Genomic DNA, 19,280 nt, shown 5'->3' on the forward strand with positions numbered 1-19,280 from the left:
CCCGGCTCCCCGGCCCCCGGCCGGCGGCCCTCACTCCCGCGCCAGTCCGAACCGGGCCCGCAGCCCCGTGCGTTCGTCGGCCGCCACCGAGGCCGCCCCGTCCGTCACCGTCTCGTACACCGCGAGGATGTCCGCCCCGACCGTCGACCAGTCGAACCGCCGCACATGCGCGGCGCCCCGCTCGCGCAGCTCCGCACGCCGCTCCGGGTCGCCGAGCAGCCGGATCGCCGCCGAGGCCAGCGCGTCCGCGTCCTCGTTGGCGAAGAGTTCGCCCGCCGCACCCTGGTCCAGCACCTGTGCGAAGGCGTCCAGATCGCTGGCGAGGACCGGGGCGCCGGCCGACATGGCCTCGACCAGGATGATCCCGAAGCTCTCGCCGCCCGTGTTGGGCGCGACATACACATCGACGCTGCGAAGCAGCCGCGCCTTGTCCTCGTCGCTCACCATGCCGAGGAACTCGACGCGTTCGCGCATCGCCCTGGGCAGCGAGGCGACGGCCTCCTCCTCGTCGCCCCGGCCGGCGACCAGCAGCCTGGTGTCCGGGCGGGCGGCGAGGATCGCGGGCAGCGCCCTCATCAGGACGGGCAGGCCCTTGCGGGGCTCGTCGATGCGCCCGATGAAGCCGATCGTCCCGCCCTCCCGTCTCCCACCGCTGCCCTCGACCGTGCTTCGCGCCCCCCCTGATTGCCACTCGGCCTTGGGCTCGGCGGCGGCGAAGAAGCCGACGTCGACCCCGTTCGGGATGACGACCGCGTCGCCGCCCAGGTGCTCGACCAGGGTGCGGCGGGCGTACTCGCTCACCGCGATGCGCGCACTGATCTTCTCCAGCGCCGGCTGGAGGATCGGGTACGCCGCGATCATGGCCCGGGAGCGCGGGTTGGACGTGTGGAACGTGGCGACGATCGGCCCCTGCGCGGCCCAGCAGGCGAGCAGCCCCAGCGACGGCGAGGTCGGCTCGTGGATGTGGATGACGTCGAAGGTGCCGTCGTGCAGCCAGCGGCGCACCCGTGCGGCCGAGAGGAAGCCGAAGTTCAGCCGGGCGACGGAGCCGTTGTACGGGACGGGCACGGCACGGCCCGCCGACACCACGTACGGCGGCAGCGGTGTCTCGTCGTCGGCGGGCGCCAGCACCGACACCTGGTGGCCCAGCCGGATCAGGTGCTCGGCCAGGTCGCGGATGTGGAACTGCACACCGCCCGGTACGTCCCAGGAGTACGGGCAGACGATGCCGATCTTCACGTCCTGTCCTCCCGGGTCTCCAGATCGGCGAGCCAGAGCCGTTGCAGCATGTGCCAGTCCTCCGGATGGTCGGCGATCCCGACGGCGAAGGCATCGGCCAGCGCCTGTGTCATCGAGGACGTCTTCTCCGTGCGGCTGCCCGACTCGGGCGTCTCGACCGGCGGATGGATACGTACCTTCATCACGGGCGTCTCGTCGTAGCCGAGCGTCACGGGCAGCAGCAGCGCCCCGGTCTGCTGCGCCAGCAGCGCGGGCCCGGCGGGCATCCTCGCGGTGTCGCCGAAGAATTCCACCTCGACACCGGAGGCGGACAGATCGCGGTCGGCGACCAGACAGATCAGCCCGCCCGCGCGCAGCCGCCGCGCCAGGGTGCCGAAGGCCGCGCCGCCGCTGTGCGGCAGGACCTCCATGCCGAGCCCCTCGCGGTAGGCCACGAACCGGTCGTACAGCGTCTCGGGCTTGAGCCGCTCGGCGACCGTGGTGAAGGGCACCTGGAGATCGGTGGTGACCCAGGCTCCCGCCAGGTCCCAGTTCCCCAGGTGCGGCAGGGCGAGGATGACACCGCGGCCGGTGTCGAGGCCGTCGGTCAGCCGGTGCGCGTCGGCCACCTCTATGGACGCCTTGATCCGCGCCGGGCTCCAAGTAGGCAGCCGGAACGACTCCATCCAGTAGCGCATGTACGAGCGCATCCCGGCCTTGGAGAGCTCGGCCAGCCGGGCCGGTGACGCCCCGGGTACGACCCGTGCCAGATTCGACTCCAGCCGCAGCACGCTCTTGCCGCGCCGCTTCCACACCTGGTCGGCGATGGTGCGGAAGAGCGTCCGGGCGACCGGTTCGGGGAGCTTCTTGACGGCGGTCCAGCCGAGTCCGTACAGCCCGTCGGTCAGCCGGTCCCGCAGGCCGGTCCGCGCCTCCCCTGGGTCGTCGCTCACTGTGCGGTCCCGCTCCCCGGGCGGGCAGCGGCGGCGGCCTCGGCCGCGTCGGCCTCCGCGGACTCGCGGCGCACGGTCACGACCCGCTGCACGAGGGTGATCAGGCTGCCCACGGCGACGATCCACAGCGCGATCGGCAGCAGGATCTGGATCCCGGGGACACCGAACTTGTGCAGGCCGGCCAATCCGGCCGCGACCAGCGAGATCACCAGGCGCTCGGCGCGCTCCACGAGACCGTTGACCGCGACCGGCAGCCCGATCGACTCGCCGCGCGCCTTCGTGTACGAGACCACCTGGCCGCTGGCCAGACAGAAGATCGCGACGGCGCAGAGCACGTTGTCGTCGCCCTTGCCCGCGTACCAGAGCGCGAACCCTCCGAAGATCGCTCCGTCGGCTACCCGGTCCAGGGTCGAGTCCAGGAACGCGCCCCAGCGGCTGGAGATACCGGCCTGCCGGGCCATGTTGCCGTCGACGAGGTCGGAGAAGACGAAGATCGTGATGACGATCGTGCCCCAGAAGAACTCCCCCATCGGGAAGAAGACCAGCGCACCTGCCATCACCCCGGCCGTACCGATCAGAGTGACCGCGTCAGGGCTCACGCCGAGACGGAGCAACAGCGCGGCGAACGGTGTGAGGACACGCGTAAAAAATGCACGCGCGTACTTGTTCAGCATGGCCTTCCCGAGGGTCGGTGGGCCGAGCGGCCCCATCGGCCACCGGCTGGCCCATCGTAGTCACGCCCGCCGGACTCCACCGTCCGGGCACCCGGCCTCGCGCGGCGGCGTGCCATGTATGGACGCGGCCTGGCCCGAGTGGAAAGCTCGAATTACCGCGGGCGTCGCCGTAGCCGCCGCGGCGGCTCCCCGGTGCCCGTGCATCACTCCCCCACATCGCGTCGGTATCTCCTCAGCTCCGCGCCACTACCTGGGAGGCACGCATCATGGGCGACAAGGCACACGCACACACCGGGGCCGCCGGCAGGGCAGCGACGGCCGACCGGCCCTCATCCGTACGGAATGTGGTGCTGGTCGGCCACAGCGGCTCCGGAAAGACCACGCTCGTCGAGGCCCTCGCACTGACCGCGGGTGCGGTCAACCGGGCCGGCCGGGTCGAGGACGGCGCGACCGTCTCCGACTACGACGAGATCGAGCACCGCCAGCAGCGTTCCGTACAGCTCTCCCTGGTCCCCGTCGAATGGGACGGGTACCGGATCAATCTGCTGGACACCCCCGGATACGCCGATTTCGTCGGGGAGCTCAGGGCCGGTCTGCGGGCCGCGGACGCGGCCCTGTTCGTCGTGTCCGCGGCCCAGGAGGCCGACGCGGTGGCGGGCGCCACCCGCGCCGTGTGGGAGGAGTGCGCGGCCGTCGACATGCCGCGCGCCATCGTCGTCACCCACCTGGACACGGCACGCACCTCGTTCGACGAGATGACCCGGATCTGCGGCGAGATCTTCGGCGGCGACGACCCCGACGCCGTGCTCCCCCTCTACCTGCCCGTCCTCGGCCCCGAGGGCGCCGACGGACACGCCCCGCTCACCGGGCTCACCGGCCTCCTCACCCAGCGGATCTTCGACTACTCCTCGGGCGAGCGGCAGGAGAACCCGCCTGCGGAGACCCAGCGGGCGACGCTTCAGGAGGCCCGCAACCGGCTCGTCGAGGGGATCATCGCCGAGAGCGAGGACGAGACCCTGATGGACCGCTACCTCGGCGGCGCCGAGGTAGATATCAAGACACTCGTCGACGATCTTGAGCGCGCCGTCGCCCGGGGCGCCTTCCACCCGGTCCTCACCGCGTCCCCCGCCGCCGCGGGTGCCCGCCAGGGCATCGGCACCGTGGAGCTGCTGGACCTGATCACCGGCGGCTTCCCGACCCCGCTGGAGCGCCCGCTCCCCGGCGTCACCCCCCTGCACGGGGCGTCGCGACCGGTCCTGACCTGCGACCCGGAGGGCCCGCTCGTCGCCGAGGTGGTCAAGACGGCCTCCGACCCGTACGTGGGCCGGGTCTCGCTCGTACGCGTCTTCTCCGGCACCCTGCGTCCCGACGAGACCGTCCATGTGTTCGGCCACGGCCTCACCGACCCCGGCCACGAGACCCGCCCCTTCCACGAGGCCGAGGTACGAGTCGGCGCGCTCTCCTCCCCCTTCGGCAAGCAGCAGCGTCCCCTCACCGCGTGCATCGCGGGAGATCTGGCCTGCGTCGCCAAGCTGGGCAGCGCCGAGACCGGGGACACCCTGTCCGACCGGGACCGACCACTGCTGATGGACCCCTGGACCACCCCGGACCCGCTGCTGCCGCTCGCCATCGAGGCACACAGCAAGGCGGACGAGGACAAGCTCTCCCAGGGACTCTCCCGGCTGGTCGCCGAGGACCCGACCATGCGCCTCGAACAGAATCAGGACACCCACCAGGTGGTCCTGTGGTGCCTGGGCGAGGCCCACCAGGACGTGGCACTGGACCGGCTGCGCAGCCGCTACGGCGTCCAGGTCGACGCCGTACCGCACAAGGTGTCGCTCCGCGAGACCTTCGCCGCGCCGTCCACCGGGCGCGGCCGGCATGTGAAACAGTCCGGCGGCCACGGCCAGTACGCCATCTGCGAGATCGACGTGGAGCCGCTGCCTCCGGGCTCGGGCATCGAATTCGTCGACAAGGTGGTCGGCGGAGCGGTACCCCGCCAGTTCGTCCCGTCCGTCGAGAAGGGCGTGCGCGCCCAGGCCGCCCGCGGGGTCGCGGCCGGACACCCGCTCGTCGACGTGCGCATCACCCTGCGGGACGGCAAGTCCCACTCGGTGGACTCCTCCGACGCCGCGTTCCAGACCGCGGGCGCGCTGGCCCTGCGCGAAGCCGCCGCGGACACCCGCATCCAGCTCCTCGAACCCGTCGCCGAGATCCAGGTCCTGGTCCCCGACGACTATGTCGGGCCGGTGATGAGCGATCTGTCCGGGCGGCGCGGCAGAGTGATCGGAACCGAGCAGTCCGGCCCCGGCCGCACCCTCGTACGGGCCGAGGTGCCCGAACTGGAGATCGGCAGATACGCGGTCGACCTGCGCTCCCTCTCCCATGGCGCCGGCCGCTTCGACCGGGCGTACGCCCGGCACGAAGCCATGCCCACGCAGCTCGCCGAACGCCTCCGGGAGCAGCAGAAGAACAATCCGAACGACTCATGACCAGCCATGCCGCCCGCCTTTGTCCACAGGGCGGGCGGCGTAGCGATCCGGACGATACGCTTTGGTCCCAGCTCAGAAGGTGTGCCGGGCACGGCAGTTGGGAAACAGCCGCAGGAGCAGTTCCTCGGCGGTGAGTGGGGGCGACAGTGGCCAGCGACGGATTCGATTTCTCTCCCGGAGCGCAGATCCCGCTCCAGGGTTCGGGCGGACAGGCGGTGGCGACGAACGCCCTCGCCTCCGCCGCGTACCGGGACAGCCCGGTGGAGAAAATCCTTGACGCCAACAGCGAGTGGCACAAGTCCGAAGTCAAGGTGGGCCGTTCCAAGCTCTTCAAGTCCGACTACTTCAAGCCCAATCTCGGCGAGGCGTTCTCCCGCGCCGTCCAGGAACGCATGCTGGGCGGCGCCCGGAAGGCGCTCATCCAGTCGTTCGGGACCGATCCGCAGACGGTCGTCGAGCACTGCCTGTCCGCGAGCCGTCTCCGCAAGAGCCGCGACACCAAACTCACCGCCGTCACCGCCCTGTTCGGCTTCCTCTTCCTGCCCGGCATGATCCTGTGGGTCCTCGCGTTCCGCCTGCGCGACTTCCTCGGCAAGACCAAGGACAAGGCGCTCTCCACCCTGGGCAGCGCGCTGCTCCCGATCATCGGCATCGTGGCACTGATCTTCCTGGTCAAGCTGCCGCTCAACGGATTCCTGGCGCTCTACGTCCGCCTGATGATCATCGCCCCCGTCATCGGCTGGCTCATCGCCAAACGGATCGCCGAGTCCTCCGCCAAGGACATGCGTGCCCGCTGGGAGGGGCTGCTCTCCGGCGGCGGTGTCATCGCCAGGATCCCCGAGGCCGTGCCGAAGAACCCCAACGAGACCTCCCGCGAGGCGCTCCGCCAGGGCCTGGAGAAGCTCTCCGCCGAGCAGCAGTCCAACTCGGTCTTCTACGCGGGCCCCAAGGGCATCCTCGGCATGGGCACCCGCTGGGGCAGCTGGCAGCTCGCCGAGGAGCTCGTTCCCAAGGAGCCCGGCAAGGAATTCCACCAGTTCCGCAGCTGGGACCTGATACGGGCCATCCACGACCAGCTCAAGGTGCTGGAGCGCGGCCCGCTGAACACCGGGGGGTTCCCCACCCCGTCGGTCACCCACTGGATCGTGTCCCCCGTCGGAGAGAACGCCGACTCGGTCTCCCGCCCCGACGGCGAGGACGTCGCCACCTTCCAGGTCAAACCGCACGAGATACAGCGGATCTGCAACCACCAGCAGTTCGGCAGCGGTGACCGGCACTATCTGGGCGTCCAGTTCACCCTCTGGGAAGGCCAGTTGATCATCACGATGATGATCACGGTGACGGTGCTCCACGAAACCCTGCGCATCGAAGTCACCGGGCACGCGCTCGGTCCGGTGCACTCGCTCTTCACCAGCAAGCCCGCGGCCAAGACCAAGACGGTCAACAAGACCGTCCGGTTCTGGGAGACCCGCGACATCACCCTTCCGCTGGTCGAATCCAGCGAGGTCGTCCGCCTCGCCCTGCGCGCCCCGTTCACCTGGTACCCGCCGCTCCTTGACTACCTGGGCGGCAAGATCGCCCTGCCCGAGCCGTTCGGCCTGCGGCATGCCTGGGCCGAGAAGCCCTGGCGCCACCGCTTCATGGCGGACGACGCGATGCGCGCGGCGACGCCCGTCCTGCGCGCCGTCCACAGCGCGGCCCTGCGCGTCCTCAAGGAGAACGGCGTCGACATCGAGCGCTTCGACAACCGCTCGATGATACTGAGCGGCCTGGTACAGGACCCGACCCCGCGCAAGGCCGACCTGTACGACGCGTAGACGGACGCCCGGACGGACGAAGGCCGCCCCGGCAGATGACGGATGCCGGGGCGGCCCGCCGGAAGCGGCAGCCGGGATCAGCCGGCCGGCCAGGCGTCGGCCAGCATCTTGCGCGTATCGGCGAGCAGCTGCGGCAGCACCTTCGTGTGCCCGACCACCGGCATGAAGTTGGTGTCGCCGCCCCAGCGCGGCACCAGGTGCTGGTGCAGATGGGCGGCGATGCCGGCCCCCGCCACCGAACCCTGGTTCATGCCGATGTTGAATCCGTGCGCCCCCGAGGCCGTCCGCAGAGCCACCATCGCCCGCTTGGTGAAATCCGCCAGCTCCATGGTCTCCGGGCCGTCCAGCTCCGTGTAGTCGGCGACATGCCGGTAGGGCACCACCATCAGATGCCCGCCGTTGTACGGATACAGATTCAGCACGGCATAGACATGCTTGCCACGCGCGACGACGAGCCCGTCCTCATCCGAATTCGACGGGATCCCGCAGAACGGACAGCCGTCGCCGGCCTCCGGACCGGTCGGCTTGTTCTCACCCTGGATGTACGCCATCCGGTGGGGCGTCCACAGGCGCTGGAACGCGTCGGGCGTCCCCACTCCGATCTGCTGCTCCGGCTCACTCGTCATGGCGATCAGCATATTGCTTCACTCCCGGGGTGCGTGTCGCCGGGGCCGCACCCGTCGGCGTACGGCGATGCTGAGGCGATGAGCGACCAGTCCGCCGACTCCGCCCCTGTTCGCTTCCGGCGCTGGGAGCAACGCACGGAAGTGCCGCTCTTCGGCGCCTCGCTGCTCTTCCTGCTCGGCTACGCGGTGCGCGTCCTCGCACCCGAGGACGCCGAGACCTGGCGGGGCCTCGCCCTCGCCCTGGTCGGCGTCACCTGGCTGGTCTTCGCGGCGGACTACGTCGTACGGCTCCGGCTCAGCGGCCTCGGGCACCGCTTCGTCCGGGTGCACTGGCTGGACACGGTGGTGCTGCTGCTTCCGCTGCTGCGGCCGCTGCGCCTGATCCGGGTCTACACCGCGGTCCAGCAGCGCCGGGAGCAGCCACGGCTGAGCCTGTACGCGCGCGTGATCAGCTACGCCGGGGCGGCCGCCCTGCTGCTCGGCTTCTCCGCCGCGCTGGCCGTCTACCACCAGGAGCACAGGGTGCAGGGGGCTTCGATCCGTACCTTCGGTGACGCGGTGTGGTGGGCGTGCGCGACGCTGACGACGGTGGGGTACGGGGACGCGGTACCGGTCACGACGGGCGGCAGGGTCGTGGCGTCGGGGCTGATGGCCTGCGGGCTGGGGCTGCTGGGGGCGGTGACGGGCTCGTTCTCGTCGTGGCTGTTGCGGGTGTTCACCCGGGAGGACGAGAAGAGGCCCCCGGAGGGCGGATAGCTCTCCGGGGGCCTCTTCTCACGTGACCGTCAGACCTGGACGCGGTCCTCGACGACCTTCTGGATCTTGGCGATGGCGTCCTCGACCGGGATGCCGTTCTCCTGCGATCCGTCGCGGTAGCGGAAGGAGACGGCGCCGTTGGCCATGTCCTCATCACCCGCGATGATCATGAAGGGCACCTTGGCCTTCTGCTGGTTCCTGATCTTCTTCTGCATCCGGTCCGAGGAGGCGTCCACCTCGACCCGCAACCCCTTCTTCCGGGCCTTGGCCGCGAACTCCTGGAGGTACGGGATGTGCGCGTCGCCGATCGGGATGCCGACCGCCTGGACCGGCGCCAGCCACACCGGGAACGCGCCCGCGTAGTGCTCCAGGAGCACCGCGAAGAAGCGCTCGATGGAGCCGAACAGGGCACGGTGGATCATGACCGGGCGCTGCTTGGTGCCGTCCGGGCCGGTGTACTCCAGGTCGAAGCGCTCCGGAAGGTTGAAGTCGAGCTGCACGGTCGACATCTGCCAGGTGCGGCCGATGGCGTCCTTGCACTGCACCGAGATCTTCGGGCCGTAGAACGCGGCGCCGCCCGGGTCCGGAACCAGCGGCAGGCCCTGCTTCTCGGCGACCTGGCGCAGGGTCTCGGTGGCCTCTTCCCAGATCTCGTCGGAGCCGACGAACTTCTCCGGGTCCTTGGTGGAGAGCTCCAGGTAGAAGTCGGTCAGACCGTAGTCGCGGAGCAGGTTCAGGACGAAGGTGAGCGTACGGTCGAGCTCCTCCGCCATCTGCTCCTTGGTGCAGTAGATGTGCGCGTCGTCCTGCGTGAAGCCGCGCGAGCGGGTCAGGCCGTGCACCACGCCGGACTTCTCGTACCGGTACACCGTGCCGAACTCGAAGAGGCGCAGCGGCAGTTCACGGTAGGAGCGTCCGCGCGCGTCGAAGATCAGGTTGTGCATCGGGCAGTTCATCGGCTTGAGGTAGTAGTCCACCCCGTCGTCGAGCTGCATGGGCGGGTACATGCCGTCGGCGTACCAGTCCAGGTGGCCGGACTTCTCGAAGAGCTTGCCCTTGGTGGCGTGCGGGGAGTAGACGAACTCGTAGCCCTCCTCCTCGTGGCGCCGGCGCGAGTAGTCCTCCATGGCGCGGCGGATGATGCCTCCCTTGGGGTGGAAGACCGCGAGACCGGGGCCGATCTCGTCCGGGAAGGAGAAGAGATCCAGCTCGTTGCCGAGCTTGCGGTGGTCGCGCTTGGCGGCCTCCTCCAGGAACTCCAGGTGCGCCTTCAGCTCGTCCTTGGTGGGCCACGCGGTGCCGTAGATGCGCTGGAGCATCGGGTTCTTCTCGCTGCCCCGCCAGTACGCCGCGGCGTTGCGCATCAGCTTGAACGCCGGGATGAACCGGGTGGTCGGCAGGTGCGGGCCCCGGCAGAGATCCTTCCAGCACAGGTCGCCGGTCTTCGGGTCGAGGTTGTCGTAGATGGTCAGCTCGCCGCCGCCCACCTCGACGTCCGCGCCGTCGTCCGTGGACGCGGAGCCCTTGATGCCGATGAGCTCCAGCTTGTACGGCTCGCCGGCCAGCTCCTCGCGGGCGGCCTCGTCCGTCACGACCCGGCGGGAGAACTTCTGCCCCCGCTTCTGGATCTCCTGCATCTTCTTCTCGATGGCCTTGAGGTCCTCGGGAGTGAACGGCTTCTCGACGTCGAAGTCGTAGTAGAAGCCGTCCTTGACCGGCGGACCGATGCCCAGCTTGGCCTCGGGGAAGAGCTGCTGCACGGCCTGCGCCATCACGTGCGCGGTGGAGTGCCGCAGGATGTTCAGACCGTCCTCGGAGGAGATCTCGACGGGCTCGACGACCTCGCCGCCGGCGATGACGTACGCGAGGTCCTTCAGCTCACCGGCGACCCGGGCGGCGACGACGGTGCGCTCGCCGGGGAAGAGCTCGGCTGCCGTAGTGCCCGTCGTCACCACGCGCTCTTCCCGCTCGGAATCGCGTTGGATGATCACACGGACGTCTGACACCGGTCTCTCCTGACTCAGGGGGCGCACCCACATTCCTGTGGTGGGCACAATGGGAATCGTACCGAGCCGACGACCCCCTTAGCGAAAGGGCCGGTCCCGGCGGCCTCCGCCCCGCTACTCGCCCGTGCACGCCTCCTCGAATTGGTCGACGTTCTCCTGGAGGGACTTCATCAGCCGGTCCCGCTCCGCCTCGTCGACCTGTACGGGCACGACGTGCGAGGTCCGGGTCAGCCGCCGGAAGCCACCGCGGCTCTCCAGCCTGCCCTCCACCCGGATCGGCAGCCCCACCAGGTGGGCGTGGCCGGCGATCCGGTACGCCTCCTCGTCCAGCTCCAGCCGTACGTGCGACACCTCGGCGCCGGCCAGCACCCGCAGCCGCACGATCCCGGCGCCGCGCGGTGCCGGGCGGCGCATGCGGACGACGGCACCGGTGATCCGTACCGTCACGGCCGGCTCGTCCCGGAGGTAGCGGGCGCCCGCCCGGCGCAGTGCGGGCAGATCGCCCGGTGAGAATTCCACCGGCTCGGGACGGGCCGGGCAGGCCTCGGGGGGACCGGCGGCGGGCGCCCACTCCAGGGCGATCCCCGCCCCTTCCGAGCCCCGGACGAGTGCGACGACGGCCTCGGTCAGTTCCCGGCTGACGCCTGCCTCGACGGCCGTGTCGAAGGCCTCGAAGCCGCCGGTGGCCCGCTGGTAGTCCACGGCCTCGCGGGTGGCGTGCAGGGCCTGGTAAAGCCGTACGGCGACGGCGCGGCCCGGTTCGACCGGCACGAACGCGGCGAGCTCACGGCCGCCGGGAGCGGGTCCGACGAGGATGCCTTCGAGCGCCGCACGGGCCCTGCGCCGGTGTCGGGCGCCGTGGTAGCCGGTGTTTCCGCGTACGGCGAGGGCTCCGGCGAGCAGTATCTGCCGGGCGGCGGTGTGCAGGTGCTCCGCCCCCGTCCAGCCGGCCGCGCCCGCCGCTCCCGCGACCGGTTCGGGGACCTCGCGCCACCAGCGGATCTCGTCGCTGGGTACGGCGAGGGAGATCAGGACCTCGCGGGCGGAGGGTGCGGCGCTGCGGGCGAGCGCGGTCAGTGCCTCGCCGAGGAGGTCCTCGCTGTCGGGGAAGGCGGTGGTGTCGGGGACCAGGAGGCTCGTCCCGCCCCCGGGCGGGCCCGGTGGTCCCGGTGGGGTCCAGCGGCTGTAGCGCCCGGCAGCCCCTCCTCGGCGCTGCCAGCCGTGCCGGCCGAGCAGGGTGCCGAGGACGGCGGGGTCGACGCGGGCGGGGTCGGGGATGTCCCCGGGCGGCCGGGGACATCCCGGCCACGGTCCCGCGGATTCGGCGGGGTGCGGGCGGGTGGCTGACGGGATCGCTTCGTCGACGTACTCGTCCATCGGCCGGTGCATCAGGGTCTCCCTCCCGCCCCTACGCGGGTCATGATCTCGCAGAGCGCCCGGTCGTCGAAGATGCGCGAGGTCGGGATCCGCACGGTGGTCCGGTGCCGGCCCGTCACCGCGTGGCCGGCCAGGTTGGTCCAGTAGCAGCAGTGCCGCAGGTCGAGCCGGTCGTGTCCGGCGCGGAGCCAGTCGTCCTGGCTGCGCGGCACGATCATCACGACGAGGATCTTGTGCACCGACACGGGGGTCCGGGCGAGCTTCACGAGATGGGCGTTGTCGAGTGTGAAGGCGAACGTCGGTCCCGGTGGGTGCGGCGGGATCTGATAGGTGCATTTGAGCTGCACCTTTATGGTCACTTCGTCGTCCACGGCATGGCCGGGGGCGCCGTGGCTGACGTGCCAGTCGATGCCGTTGTCGGGGAAGGGCTGCGACAGGGAGCATCCCGCCGCGGCCGCCACCGCGTGCAGATAGCCCACCTGGAGGGTCTCCATGCAGGCGGTGGTTGCGAGTGTGCCGCGCAGCGGTTCGATCCGCTGGGACAGCAGCCCGCTCGGTTCGGGCTGCGCGAGCGCCATGGCTGCGTGTGCCTTCCGGGCTGTGCCGATCGGTTCTCCGGTGCGGGGGTGACGGACAACATCCGTTCCCCTCACCTGTGTTGTCACCGCACACGGCGGCCCGCAAACGGCGTATCAGGCAAAGGGCGCGGGTATCACCGAACCGGGCAGGGGAATCACACCATCTGCCGTTCGGGCACGAGGAGTTCGGGGATGACGCACTGGTACGAAGGGCCGCTGGCCGCTTTTGACACCGAGACAACAGGAATCGACGTCGAGGGGGACCGGATCGTCTCGGCCGCCCTGGTCGTCCAGGACACGGCGGGCGGGCGGACGCGCATCACCCGCTGGCTGGTGAATCCGGGGGTGCCGGTGCCCGTGGGGGCGACCGAGATCCACGGTCTGACCGACGATCATCTCCAGCGCAACGGGCGCTGGCCGGCGCCGGTGGTGGAGGAGATAGCCCGTGCGCTGGCCGAGCAGTGCGCGGCCGGGCGTCCGCTGGTCGTGATGAACGCGCCGTTCGACCTGACGCTGCTGGACCGCGAGCTGAAGCGTCATCGCGCGTCGTCGCTCGGGGCGTATCTGCAGAACTCCCCGCTGTGCGTGCTGGATCCGCGCGTGCTCGACAAGCATCTGGACCGCTATCGCAAGGGGAGGCGGACCCTCACCGATCTCTGCGAGCTGTACGGCGTGGTGCTCGACGGCGCCCATGACGCGGCGGCCGACGCGACGGCCTCGCTGGAGTTGGTACGGGCGGTGGGGCGGCGCTTCTCCTCCCGACTGGAACGGCTGACCCCACCGGAGCTGCACACCCTGCAGGCCGTGTGGCACGCGGCGCAGGCACGTGGACTCCAGGCGTGGTTCGCGAAGAACGGCACGGCGGAGATGGTGGATCCGGCATGGCCGCTGCGCCCGGATCTTCCCGCCGCGGCGTGACCGGGTGCCCGGAGCCGATGGACCCGGCGCCCGCCGCCGCTTCCGCACATGCCCTGGACACGCAGAAGCCGGTCCGTCGATTCTGCTGACGGACCGGCTGCTTCCGGGTGGGCGATACTGGGTTCGAACCAGTGACCTCTTCGGTGTGAACGAAGCGCTCTCCCACTGAGCTAATCGCCCGGGAACGGGTTGAACCATACAGGGCTCGGCGGGTCCTGTTCAAACTCCTTCCAGCCTGGCCGCGAGACCCCGCCGTCCGGCGCGCATCATCAGGGCGTGATTGGCCCGGAACACCGGGCGTCCGGGCACCGCCAGGAGCCGCATCAGCCGTCTGCGGACCTCGACCTCCTGCTCGTAGACGGCCCGGCAGCCACCGCCGTACGGGGTGACCGTCCAGCGGACCCAACCGTCGAGATCGCCGCTGAGCGTCGCCTCGATGACCCCGGCCCGGGGATCGCGGCGGCGTTCGCGGACGGTCATCACGAGGTCGTACGGGAGGAGGGAGCGGATGCGGGTGGTGCCGGTGGTCCCGTCGACCGAGGTGACCTCGCGGACCTGCGGCCACCACCGCGGGTAGTCATCGGCGCGTTCGAGGACCTCGTACACGGCGTCGGGCGGGGCGGGAAGGTCCCAGATACTCACAAATCGGTAGTGACTCCAGTCCATGAGCCCAGTCTGCGCGTACTCAGCCGGGGAACTGAGTATCCGAGCGCATGTCCGAGTCTGTGGCTCGCACCACACTCGCGTTCATGGAACATGTGCCGCCACCCGCCGAGGAATTGGCGCTCCTCGATAGCGAACTGGCCCGGCTGGACGCCCGCCGGTCCCAGTTGCTGGTTCGCCGTGCCTGGCTGCTGAGTGTGCTGACGCCACCCGCCGGGCCTCCTGCCGCGCCGCCGCAGTTCGCCGCCCCGTTCGGGCCGCCCTCGCCCGCCCGGCCGACGGCTCCGTTCGCGGCTCCTTTCGGACCGCCTGCCGCACAGGCCGGAGCGCGCAGTGCGCAGAATGTGCTGCTCACCCTGGGCGGTCTGCTGCTGACGATCGCGGCGATCGCGTTCACCCTGGTCAGCTGGGGCCACATGGGGATCTCCGGCCGCTCGGCGGTGCTCGCCGTGGTGACGATCGCGGCGCTCGCCACACCCGCCGTGCTGCTGCGTCGTGGGCTGTCCGCGACGGCCGAGTCGCTCGGCGCCCTGGCGTCCGTGCTGTTGATCCTCGATGCCTACGCGCTGCACCGGGTGGCGGCGCCGGACGCCGACGGTCCCGGATTCGCCGCGGTCGCCTCGGCGGTGCTGGCGGTGCTGTGGGGCGCGTACGGGCTGCTGCTCGGCCGGCTGCGACTGCCGCTGCCCCTGGCGGTGGTGAGCGCTCAACTGCCGCTGCTGCTGTGGGCCTGGTCGGCGGGCGCGGGCGCCTCGGTGTTCGGCTGGGCGCTGCTGCTGACGGCGGCGCTGGACTGCGCGATCGCGGTGTGGGGTCCGGGTGTCGCGGTCCGGGTGACGGCCTGTGTCGGATGCTGGACGACGGGCCTGCTGGGACTGCTGGTGGCCCTGGCGCAGTCGGTGTCCGCCGGTGCGGCGTCGGACGCGGTGGCGCCGGCCGCGCTGTTGCTCGCGGGTGCGGCGGTCGCGCTGTTCGGGGCGTGGCGTGCGCCCAGGGGTCTCGCGGTGGCCGGCGGCGTGCTGGCCGGGTTGTGCGGGGTGGCCGCGGTGGGCGGTGTGCTGCGTGCCGGGATGGACTGGGGCTGGTCGGTGCCGGTGTATCTGCTGTGCGGTGTGGTGCTGTTGGCCGCGCTGCGCGCGCCGCTGCCGCGCCCGGTCGGGCACGGGCTGGTGTGGGCCTCGTCGGCGGTGACCGCGGCCGCGGTGGTGTCCGCGGCGCCGCCGGTCGGCATGTCGCTGATGGGTACGGTGTCGCAGCTGGCCCGTGTGTGGTCCGGCGCTCCCGACGGCGGTGTCCGGGGCGCCCTGGGTACGGAGGGTCTGGCCTGGTCCCACCTGGCCGCGGCCCCGGTGGTGTTGCTGACGGTGGCCGGCCTGCTGGGTCTTGCGCACCGGTCGTGGGACCGGCTGGTACGGGCGGCCGGGCCGGTGCTTTCGCCGGGTACGGCCTGGCGGAGTGCGGCGGGGGCCGCCGCGTCGACCCTCTGCTGGGCGGGGCTCACCGCGTTGCCCGCGGTACTGGGGCTGTCGTACGCGGCGGCCGTGTCGGTGCAGTCGGTGCTGGTCGCCGGGGCGTTCGCGGTGGCGGTACGGGGTCTGCGCCGCGGGACGAGTGCCGTGGGGACGACCGCGCTGGTGTGCGGGCTGATCGGCGCGGCGAGCACGGGGTTCCTCGCGCTCGCGGCGGAGGGTGCGACGTACGCGGTGTTCGCGGTGCTGCTGGTGGTGCTCGGGGCGGCCGCGGTGCTGTTCGACGGCGCCGCGATCCAGGCCGCGCGGGCGCTGCCGGACGCTCGCGCGGTGCGCGCGGTACGGGCGCTGCGGATCGCGCAGACGGTGCCGGCGTGCGGGGCCGTGGTGTGCGGGATGGTGCTCGCCCGTGCGGCCGGGGCGTCGCTGGGGCTTGCCGGGTACCAGGCGGCGCCGCTCATGCTGGTCGTCCCCGGGATGACTGTGCTGCTCGGGGCCCGGTTGCGGGTCCGCCCGGCGGCTCTTCCGGTCGAGCTGACCGGGGCCTTGTCGGCTGCGGTGGCGTTGGTCATGGCGGTGCCGGACCGGCCGTTCCTGGCACTGGTGCTGGCGCTGAGCGGGGTGCTGGCGGCGGGCACGGCCGTACGGGCCGAACGGCGGCCGGTGGCCGGGTATCTGGCGGTGGCGCTGTTCGTCCTGGCGACCTGGGTGCGGCTCTCGGCCTCAGGGGTGTCGGACCCGGAGGCGTACACGCTGCCGGTGACGGTGCCCGCCCTGGCGGTCGGTGTGCTGCGCCGTCGCCGCGACCCGGAGGCGTCGTCGTGGACGGCGTACGGGGCGGGTCTCGCGGCGACGCTGGTCCCGAGCCTCTTCGCGGCCTGGGTCGATCCGCACTGGCTGCGCCCGCTGCTGCTCGGCGTGGCGGCACTGGCGATCACGCTGGCGGGCGCCCGGCTGCGGCTGCAGGCGCTGCTGCTGCTCGGTGGCGCGGTGCTGGCCATGGACGCCGTGCACGAACTGGCGCCGTACGTGGTCCAGGTCGTCGGCGCGCTCCCGCGCTGGCTGCCGCCCGCCCTGGCCGGGGTGCTGCTCCTGGTGGTCGGGGCGACGTACGAGCAGCGGCTGCGCGATGCGCGGCGACTGAAGGAGACCGTGGGCCGGATGCGCTGACGGTGCGTCGCACGGCCGGCCCGGAGCGCCCTGACGGGCCACGGGCCGGTCGGCGGACCCCCGGTCCGCCCCGAAGGCGTACCGGACGGCCACGGCGAACTCACCCGTGAAATCGAGCAGTTCGCACCCGTCGTCGCTCCCGTCGTCGCACCCGCGGAATTTTCGGCGGGAGTTCCGGAATCGTCGGGGGCATTGCCCTCGGATACCGACGGCCGAACCCTTTCCAGGAATTCTCGTGGTCGTGGAAGTACGTCCGGCCGCGATATCCGGATGCCTCTGCCCGATTAGCGGATCCCGCCCGTCCACCGCCACCCTGATTGAATCGTTCCCGAAAGCGCTTGTGAATCTTCTTCGAAGACACCGGCCGGGACCCGGCGGGCCGACCGGACGCGGGAAACGCAGAGGGCCCGTGAGACTCTGCGGTCTCACGGGCCCTCTGTCCGGGGTGGGCGATACTGGGTTCGAACCAGTGACCTCTTCGGTGTGAACGAAGCGCTCTCCCACTGAGCTAATCGCCCGGGCGCAGGCCAAACATTACCCCATGTCAGCGGCGCCCCATGACCACCCCCGGGTCACTCGTGGATCTTCCACGGCATGGTGATGCCGAACTTCCAGACGTAGATCCCCACCAGCACCACGATGATCACCAGGCCGATCGACGTGAGGATGATGTTGCGCCGCCGGACCTTGGGGTCGAGCGCCCGCTGGGCGGCCTCGGTGACCTTCCGCCTGGTCCAGCGGAGCACCAGCTGCGCCCAGACGAATTCGGTCGCCCAGATCGCCATGCCCCCGAAGATCACCAACCAGCCGGGGCCGGGCAGCGGCAGCATGATGATGCCCGCCACGACCACCGCGAAGCCGACCACGAAGACGCCGACCTGCCAGCTCAGGTGCAGCGCCCTGGATGCCTTGATGAACCCGGGCGCCCGGGAGCCGAGCTCCCGCTCCTTGGTCACACCCTCCGTGACCTCACCCGTCACGCTGTCCGCCCTGTCCCCCGCGGCGGACACCGGTGTCGCCGGTGCGGCGTCCCCGTCCCGCACATCACGCTCCGCATTCATAGCAGCCAACCTACCGGAACGGCCTTCATCACCGGAATGGCCGCATAACCGAAAGTTACACACCGCCGTACGAGCTACCTGAAGGAACACAAAAAGGTCAGAGGGGTTTACAACGCCACCGTAGGTGGCATGTCGATTTCGCCGACGTGCGAATCCCCGAGCGCACACTGAGCGAAAGGCCCTGGCGCTTATGAACACCACGGTCAGCTGCGAGCTGCACCTGCGCCTCGTTGTGTCGAGCGAGTCCTCACTGCCTGTACCCGCGGGCCTGCGGTATGACACGGCCGATCCGTATGCCGTGCACGCCACCTTCCATACCGGAGCGGAGGAGACGGTCGAATGGGTATTCGCCCGCGACCTCCTTGCCGAGGGGCTGCACCGGCCCACCGGCACCGGAGACGTCCGCGTCTGGCCATCCCGTAGTCACGGCCAGGGCGTCGTCTGCATCGCGCTGAGCTCCCCAGAGGGCGAAGCACTGCTCGAAGCCCCGGCGAGGGCCCTGGAGTCGTTCCTGAAGCGGACCGACGCCGCGGTGCCGCCAGGCACCGAGCATCGTCACTTCGACCTCGATACGGAGCTCTCACACATCCTGGCCGAGAGCTGAGCCAGGCCGAGAGCTGCGCGGCGCCGTCCGACTCGGGGCGACGGCGCCGCGCGGAAAACTTCATACGGCTGACACCGGCGCCGTCATCGCGGAATCCACCGTGGTGACGGCGCCGGTGCGCGCGCCCCGGGCACTTAGCACCCCCTCACGCCCCGGGCAGCCGCCCACCGGCCACGGGTACCCACCCGTGGCCGGTATCCGCTCCCCGCGCCCCCTGCGGGCCCTCTCGGGCCGCTGTGCGCCGCGGCCGAGCCAGTAGAGTCAGCCCGCATCGGCGGACACCGGCCCGCCGGAGGCAGGGAGCGAAAGCGTGCTGATCCCCCACGACACCCGGATCGCCCTCGACACGGTGGTCGACCTGGTGAACACCGCACCGGAGAGCGAACCACCGTCGAGCGGGCAGCCGGAAGGCGAGCGGAGCGACGGCCTCGCCCACATCGAAGCGCTGTACGACTTCGCGCGGCGCCATCGCATCAGCGGCGTGGGCGAGCTCCACGAGAAGGACCTGCGGGCCGTACGGGACGTACGGACGCGCTTCGCCGAGATCTTCGCGACGGACGACGCCCAGGCCGCCGCCTCGCTCGTCAACGCGCTCGTCGCCGCCGCCGGCACGACGCCGCAGCTCAGCAACCACGACGGCTACGACTGGCATGTGCACTACTTCGCACCCGACGCGTCGATCGCCGACCACCTCGCGGCCGACTGCGGCATGGCGCTGGCCTTCATCGTGGTGGCGGGCGAGCAGGAACGGCTGCGGCGGTGCGAGGCGCCGGACTGCCGGCACGCCTTCGTCGACCTGTCCCGAAACCGCTCCCGCCGCTACTGCTCCAGCCGCACCTGCGGCAACCGTCTGCATGTGGCCGCATACCGGGCACGCCGCAAGGAAGCGGCCGGCTGA

At 71.0% G+C, this 19,280-nt stretch carries 16 protein-coding genes and 2 tRNA genes; 7 read left to right on the forward strand and 11 right to left on the reverse strand.

Annotated elements, in window-relative coordinates:
• Positions 1-30 precede the first annotated feature (30 nt).
• From ACFVX4_RS10605 to pgsA, 3 genes are read right to left on the reverse strand one after another with little or no spacing between them, the layout of a single operon-like run.
• A complete protein-coding gene (locus tag ACFVX4_RS10605) occupies positions 31-1,239 on the reverse strand; it encodes a glycosyltransferase family 4 protein (protein WP_389974264.1) in 1,209 nt (402 codons plus the stop codon).
• Entirely contained in the window at positions 1,236-2,171 is a 936-nt protein-coding gene (locus tag ACFVX4_RS10610) for a phosphatidylinositol mannoside acyltransferase (RefSeq protein ID WP_389974266.1), read from the reverse strand. The genes ACFVX4_RS10605 and ACFVX4_RS10610 overlap by 4 nt, the downstream gene beginning before the upstream one ends.
• The gene (pgsA, locus tag ACFVX4_RS10615; protein WP_389974269.1) at positions 2,168-2,845 is read right to left on the reverse strand and encodes a phosphatidylinositol phosphate synthase; all 678 of its coding nucleotides are present in this window, start codon (positions 2,843-2,845) and stop codon (positions 2,168-2,170) included. The genes ACFVX4_RS10610 and pgsA overlap by 4 nt, the downstream gene beginning before the upstream one ends.
• A 266-nt stretch (positions 2,846-3,111) precedes the next feature.
• Between pgsA and ACFVX4_RS10620 the strand changes: the two genes are divergently transcribed.
• Positions 3,112-5,337: an elongation factor G-like protein EF-G2 gene (locus ACFVX4_RS10620; protein WP_389974272.1), complete on the forward strand. Its 2,226-nt coding sequence runs from the start codon at positions 3,112-3,114 to the stop codon at positions 5,335-5,337.
• A gap of 146 nt (positions 5,338-5,483) precedes the next feature.
• Positions 5,484-7,154 (forward strand): hypothetical protein, encoded by a 1,671-nt coding sequence (locus ACFVX4_RS10625; protein WP_389974275.1) that lies wholly within the window; start codon positions 5,484-5,486, stop codon positions 7,152-7,154.
• Positions 7,155-7,231: 77 nt separating this feature from the next.
• Here the strand turns inward: ACFVX4_RS10625 and ACFVX4_RS10630 are convergent, their stop codons facing one another.
• Positions 7,232-7,792, reverse strand: coding sequence for an HIT family protein (locus tag ACFVX4_RS10630; RefSeq protein ID WP_385326661.1), 561 nt, complete (start codon positions 7,790-7,792; stop codon positions 7,232-7,234).
• Positions 7,793-7,858: 66 nt separating this feature from the next.
• On the opposite strand from ACFVX4_RS10630, the gene ACFVX4_RS10635 reads away from it, so the two are divergent.
• Positions 7,859-8,536, forward strand: a complete 678-nt coding sequence (locus ACFVX4_RS10635; RefSeq protein ID WP_389974278.1) for a potassium channel family protein — start codon at positions 7,859-7,861, stop codon at positions 8,534-8,536.
• 29 nt (positions 8,537-8,565) lie between these two features.
• Here the strand turns inward: ACFVX4_RS10635 and thrS are convergent, their stop codons facing one another.
• The 3 genes from thrS to ACFVX4_RS10650 all read right to left on the reverse strand — a co-directional run bounded on the left by thrS (position 8,566) and on the right by ACFVX4_RS10650 (position 12,497).
• Entirely contained in the window at positions 8,566-10,542 is a 1,977-nt protein-coding gene (gene thrS / locus ACFVX4_RS10640) for a threonine--tRNA ligase (protein ID WP_389974281.1), read from the reverse strand.
• A 114-nt stretch (positions 10,543-10,656) separates the two neighbouring features.
• Complete coding sequence (locus ACFVX4_RS10645; RefSeq protein WP_389974284.1) at positions 10,657-11,931, reverse strand: hypothetical protein; 1,275 nt, start codon at positions 11,929-11,931, stop codon at positions 10,657-10,659.
• Positions 11,931-12,497 carry a DUF4365 domain-containing protein gene (locus tag ACFVX4_RS10650; RefSeq protein ID WP_266421872.1) on the reverse strand — a complete coding sequence of 189 codons (567 nt, stop codon included), beginning with the start codon at positions 12,495-12,497 and terminating at the stop codon, positions 11,931-11,933. The genes ACFVX4_RS10645 and ACFVX4_RS10650 overlap by 1 nt, the downstream gene beginning before the upstream one ends.
• A 192-nt stretch (positions 12,498-12,689) precedes the next feature.
• Between ACFVX4_RS10650 and ACFVX4_RS10655 the strand changes: the two genes are divergently transcribed.
• Positions 12,690-13,415: a 3'-5' exonuclease gene (locus tag ACFVX4_RS10655; protein WP_389974287.1), complete on the forward strand. Its 726-nt coding sequence runs from the start codon at positions 12,690-12,692 to the stop codon at positions 13,413-13,415.
• A 108-nt stretch (positions 13,416-13,523) separates the two neighbouring features.
• Here the strand turns inward: ACFVX4_RS10655 and ACFVX4_RS10660 are convergent.
• Positions 13,524-13,595, reverse strand: a tRNA-Val gene (locus ACFVX4_RS10660).
• 39 nt (positions 13,596-13,634) lie between these two features.
• Positions 13,635-14,081: an SRPBCC family protein gene (locus ACFVX4_RS10665; protein ID WP_389974290.1), complete on the reverse strand. Its 447-nt coding sequence runs from the start codon at positions 14,079-14,081 to the stop codon at positions 13,635-13,637.
• Positions 14,082-14,164: 83 nt separating this feature from the next.
• On the opposite strand from ACFVX4_RS10665, the gene ACFVX4_RS10670 reads away from it, so the two are divergent.
• Positions 14,165-16,717 (forward strand): SCO7613 C-terminal domain-containing membrane protein, encoded by a 2,553-nt coding sequence (locus ACFVX4_RS10670; protein ID WP_389974293.1) that lies wholly within the window; start codon positions 14,165-14,167, stop codon positions 16,715-16,717.
• 446 nt (positions 16,718-17,163) lie between these two features.
• Here ACFVX4_RS10670 and ACFVX4_RS10675 read toward each other — a convergent pair.
• Positions 17,164-17,235 (reverse strand) — tRNA-Val (locus ACFVX4_RS10675).
• Positions 17,236-17,289: 54 nt separating this feature from the next.
• On the reverse strand, positions 17,290-17,778 hold the full coding sequence (locus ACFVX4_RS10680) for a TIGR02611 family protein (protein ID WP_389974296.1): 489 nt from the start codon (positions 17,776-17,778) through the stop codon (positions 17,290-17,292).
• Positions 17,779-17,968: 190 nt separating this feature from the next.
• Here ACFVX4_RS10680 and ACFVX4_RS10685 point away from each other — a divergent pair, with 190 nt between their 5' ends.
• Positions 17,969-18,382, forward strand: coding sequence for an SsgA family sporulation/cell division regulator (locus ACFVX4_RS10685; protein WP_003959770.1), 414 nt, complete (start codon positions 17,969-17,971; stop codon positions 18,380-18,382).
• A 310-nt stretch (positions 18,383-18,692) separates the two neighbouring features.
• The gene (locus ACFVX4_RS10690; protein WP_389974299.1) at positions 18,693-19,280 is read left to right on the forward strand and encodes a CGNR zinc finger domain-containing protein; all 588 of its coding nucleotides are present in this window, start codon (positions 18,693-18,695) and stop codon (positions 19,278-19,280) included.

It is taken from the genome of Streptomyces sp. NPDC058240 (assembly GCF_042882135.1).
Lineage (GTDB): Bacteria > Actinomycetota > Actinomycetes > Streptomycetales > Streptomycetaceae > Streptomyces.

Excerpts from the sequence above, each read along its gene's own strand:
- ACFVX4_RS10655 (WP_389974287.1), top strand. The coding sequence starts at position 12,690 with ATGACGCACTGGTACGAAGGGCCGCTGGCCGCTTTTGACACCGAGACA.
- ACFVX4_RS10670 (WP_389974293.1), top strand. The coding sequence starts at position 14,165 with ATGGAACATGTGCCGCCACCCGCCGAGGAATTGGCGCTCCTCGATAGC.
- ACFVX4_RS10650 (WP_266421872.1), bottom strand. The coding sequence starts at position 12,497 with ATGGCGCTCGCGCAGCCCGAACCGAGCGGGCTGCTGTCCCAGCGGATC.
- ACFVX4_RS10630 (WP_385326661.1), bottom strand. The coding sequence starts at position 7,792 with ATGCTGATCGCCATGACGAGTGAGCCGGAGCAGCAGATCGGAGTGGGG.
- ACFVX4_RS10645 (WP_389974284.1), bottom strand. The coding sequence starts at position 11,931 with ATGCACCGGCCGATGGACGAGTACGTCGACGAAGCGATCCCGTCAGCC.
- ACFVX4_RS10685 (WP_003959770.1), top strand. The coding sequence starts at position 17,969 with ATGAACACCACGGTCAGCTGCGAGCTGCACCTGCGCCTCGTTGTGTCG.
- ACFVX4_RS10620 (WP_389974272.1), top strand. The coding sequence starts at position 3,112 with ATGGGCGACAAGGCACACGCACACACCGGGGCCGCCGGCAGGGCAGCG.
- pgsA (WP_389974269.1), bottom strand. The coding sequence starts at position 2,845 with ATGCTGAACAAGTACGCGCGTGCATTTTTTACGCGTGTCCTCACACCG.
- ACFVX4_RS10635 (WP_389974278.1), top strand. The coding sequence starts at position 7,859 with ATGAGCGACCAGTCCGCCGACTCCGCCCCTGTTCGCTTCCGGCGCTGG.
- ACFVX4_RS10680 (WP_389974296.1), bottom strand. The coding sequence starts at position 17,778 with ATGAATGCGGAGCGTGATGTGCGGGACGGGGACGCCGCACCGGCGACA.
- ACFVX4_RS10665 (WP_389974290.1), bottom strand. The coding sequence starts at position 14,081 with ATGGACTGGAGTCACTACCGATTTGTGAGTATCTGGGACCTTCCCGCC.